General features: G+C 65.9%; 3 protein-coding genes. 1 reads left to right on the top strand and 2 read right to left on the bottom strand.

Translation table 11 applies throughout. The annotated features are described in order from the left end of the window. A partial coding sequence (locus tag EOA38_RS33835; RefSeq protein ID WP_127301270.1) for an isocitrate lyase/phosphoenolpyruvate mutase family protein occupies positions 1 to 634 on the top strand: 634 nt, incomplete at its 5' end. Here EOA38_RS33835 and EOA38_RS33830 read toward each other — a convergent pair. Together EOA38_RS33830 and EOA38_RS33825 are read right to left on the bottom strand one after the other, a co-directional pair. Then, positions 631 to 1,326, bottom strand: coding sequence for a sulfate transporter family protein (locus EOA38_RS33830; RefSeq protein WP_127301269.1), 696 nt, complete (start codon positions 1,324 to 1,326; stop codon positions 631 to 633). The genes EOA38_RS33835 and EOA38_RS33830 overlap by 4 nt on opposite strands. Positions 1,327 to 1,533: 207 nt before the next feature. Beyond that, on the bottom strand, positions 1,534 to 2,386 hold an 853-nt coding region (locus EOA38_RS33825; protein WP_127301268.1), incomplete at its 5' end, for an EamA family transporter.

The raw sequence follows: 2,386 nt of genomic DNA, 5'->3' as shown, positions 1-2,386 counted from the left end.
GATCCACCATTGCCGCGAGGTGACGGCGGCCACCGACCTGCCGGTTTCTGCCGACCTCGAACGCGGCAAGGGGGACAGCCCCGAGCAGGCCGCCGAAACCATCTTCGCGGCCGAAGCCGCCGGCCTTGCCGGCTGCTCGATCGAGGACCACACCGGCGATCCCGACAATCCGATCTACGATTTCTCGCATGCCGTCGAACGCGTTGCCGCGGCGGTTGAGGCGGCTCGCGCGCTCAAGCACGATTTCGTCTTTACCGCGCGGGCCGAGAACTTCCTGTGGGGCAAGACCGATCTCGACGACACGATCAAGCGGCTGCAGGCCTTCGAGAACGCCGGCGCCGATGTGCTCTATGCACCGGGCCTGAGCGACGTCGACATGGTGCGCACGGTCTGCTCGGCGGTGAGCAAACCCATCAATGTCATGGCGCGGCCGGGCTTCACCGTTGCCGAACTTGCCGCAGCCGGCGTCAAACGCATCTCGCTCGGACCATGGCTGACGAATTTCGCCTACGGCATGCTGGAAACGGCGGCGCGCGAGATCCAGCAGGACGGCACCTTCGGCTTCACCCGCGCAGCGATGCCGTTCGGCAAGCTGCAGGCACTGTTCCGCGGAGGCGGTACCGAGCAGGACTAAACCAGCTCGCGCGCCGAAACCGCCTTGTGCAGATGCACCATCACGGCGGCGGCGAAGAGCGGCGTCAGAAGGTTGAGCAGCGGCACGGCAAGGAAGACGGCGATAACCAGCCCGGCCAGGAACACGGTGTCGCCGTGTTTCCGGCGCAGCGCCTTGGCCTCGGCCTCGGGACGGAAGCGCATGGCGGCGAATTCGAAGAACTCGCGCCCGAGCAGGTAGCCGTTGACGATGAAGAAGGCGGCGATGTTGATGCCCGGCACCAGGAGCAGCAACAAGCCGACGATGTTGCCCAGGATGACGACGCCGAAGAATTTGATCGCCAGCGCCAGCGAATGCAGCGCCGGCACGGCGCGGCCGGGCGGGTCGTTCGGATAGTCGGTGCGCTCGACCACCTCGGCGACATCGTCGAGGAACAGGCCGGCGACGATCGCCGTCACTGGTGCCACGAGCAGCGCCATTCCCACCGCGAGGACGATGCCGGCGATGATGCCGCTGAGCCAGCCGGCCCAGGCAGGCAGGCCAGGCACGAATGTCTGCAGCCACGGCCAGGCCAGCCATTCGAGCAGGCTCTCGATGCCAAACCACAACGCCACCAGCGCCAGCACTGTCAATCCAAGCGTCTTCAGGAAGACGGAGCGGAATTCGGGCGAGAACAGCTGGCTGGCGGCGGCGCGGGCGGCGTCAAGGATCACGGCAGGTCCAAGCCCTTATCGAGGAACGATGCTCCCGAGATAGGCAGGGTTGATGCGAGGCGCAACCAAAGCGCGTCGGCGACGCGCTTTGAGTCTTTGTCTTGATGCATGTCGTTCTCCCAAACCGCTGCGCACTTTTGGGCGACATGCATTTTCCTGATGCATGTCGTTCCCCCAAAACCGCTGCGCAATTTTGGGCGACATGCATTATTGCGCAAGCCTGGCCTGACGAGCCGGTATGGTCATGGCGGCGACGCCGACGACGACAAACGCCATGCCGAGCCATGCCGTCGGGCCGAGGCTCTCGCCCAGGAAGACAGCGCCGATGCCGACGCCGATCGGCACGCGCAGATAGGCCTGCGAGGTGGTGCCGACCGAGCCCAGCGTGTGGATGAGCCGGAAGAAGATCGAGAAGGCGAGCGCGGTGGAGAAGACCGAAAGCCCGAAGAGAGCAAGGATCGACGCCGTCGATGGCGTCAATGTCCAGGGCCGGTCGAAGACGAGGCTCAAGGGTATCAGGATCGCCGCGCCGCAGATCATCGAGCCGGCGGCCGGCAGCATCGGGTCGAGCCCTCTGAAATTGCGGCCGAAGATGGCGGCGCCGGCATAGCAGATTGTGGCGGCGACGACCGCAAGCTGTGCCCACAATTGATGGCCGAGCCCGCCAAGGGCCTCGGTGCCGACGATGAGGCAAATGCCGGCGATGCCGGCGCCGACGCCGACCAGCTTGCGCAGCGTCACCGGCTCGTGGCGGGTGATCAGCGCCGTCAGCAGGAAGGTGAAGATCGGCGACGTGGCGTTGAGGATGGTGGCAAGGCCTGCAACGATCGAGCGCTCGGCGGCGGCGATCAGCGTGAACGGGACGACGCTGTTGAGGCAGGCCTGGAACATGAAGCGGCGCCAGTTGACCGCATCCCGCGGCATGGCAAGGCCGCGCCAGCGGATGAGGCCAAGCAGAATGCCGCCGGCGATCAGCGTGCGGCCGGCGATGAAGGTCACCGGCGGGATCGTCTCGACGCCGATCTTGATAAAGGGGTAGGAGGCGCCCCACAACACCGCC

Source organism: Mesorhizobium sp. M1E.F.Ca.ET.041.01.1.1 (assembly GCF_003997355.1).
In the GTDB taxonomy this organism is placed as follows: domain Bacteria; phylum Pseudomonadota; class Alphaproteobacteria; order Rhizobiales; family Rhizobiaceae; genus Mesorhizobium.
Note: the sequence above shows the minus strand (reverse complement) of the source record. Positions and strands in the feature narration are given on the sequence as shown.